Origin of the sequence: Vibrio sp. Vb0304 (assembly GCF_033338995.1) — a bacterium.
In the GTDB taxonomy this organism is placed as follows: domain Bacteria; phylum Pseudomonadota; class Gammaproteobacteria; order Enterobacterales; family Vibrionaceae; genus Vibrio; species Vibrio alginolyticus.
On record NZ_JAWOTT010000385.1, the window covers coordinates 1 to 1,019 of the forward strand.

Genomic DNA, 1,019 nt, shown 5'->3' on the forward strand with positions numbered 1-1,019 from the left:
GGTGTAATCGGAGCGATTCAGACCAAATTTTTGCATTTTCTGATTTAAGGTGCGGCGTGGTAAATCGAGCTCTTGCATCACTTCATTAATCCGTCCTTGGTGCCTCACTAATGAATCATGCAACACTTTGCGCTCAAAGTTGTGCAACTGAATCATCAGTGGCACACCCGCTTGAGTCTCTTCCGTGGTTGACGACGGGCGGCTAGAAAGAATTTCCATCACAGAAACCGTATCATCCAGCGCGAAACGCATTGCGACGTTACGTAATTCGCGCACATTTCCTGGCCAAGCGTAAGAAAGCACGGCATTTCTGTCGGCATCACTCAACGGTCGACTGTCTGGATTTGTTTGCAATGCAAAGTGCTCAAACAGAATCAACGCGTCTTCTTCTCGCTCCCTAAGCGGCGGTAAGTAGATCTGTGCAACATTAAGTCGATAATACAAATCTTGACGGAACTCTTCATGATCGTTGAGATCTTCTTTCGCGGCAGCGATCACTCGCAAATCCACATTGATCTGCTGGTTACCACCAACTCGCTCGACAGTATGTTCTTGCAATGAGCGCAGCACTTTCACTTGCATTGAAAGCGGCATACTCTCGATTTCATCAAAAAACAGCGTGCCTTTATCGGCGTATTCGAGTTTGCCAATCCGTCGTTTACTTGCTCCGGTAAAAGCGCCGGGCTCGTGACCAAACAGCTCACTTTCGAACAGATTTTCGGGAATCGCGCCACAGTTTATCGGTACGAAACGATGTAATTTTCGTTGGCTTTCTTTATGCAGGCTGGTAGCCACCAGCTCTTTACCACAGCCCGTTTCACCATAAATAATGACGTTAGTATCAATACGCGCTAGCTTTGCAACTTGTTCACGCAATTGCTGCATGACTCGGCTTCGGCCAATCAGCACTTCCTCGAGCCCACTTATGCTCGCGAGATATTCTTGACGATCTTGCGTTGACGTCTGCGCTCGATAAGTCTCGACCGCTTCCGTCACACGTTGCGAGAGTCGCTCTGGCT

1 protein-coding gene is annotated in these 1,019 nt (G+C 48.4%); it reads right to left on the reverse strand.

Annotated elements, in window-relative coordinates:
* Window positions 1–1,019 (reverse strand): sigma-54 dependent transcriptional regulator (locus R7P35_RS26425; RefSeq protein WP_318093460.1); only part of this gene is annotated, 1,019 nt, incomplete at both ends.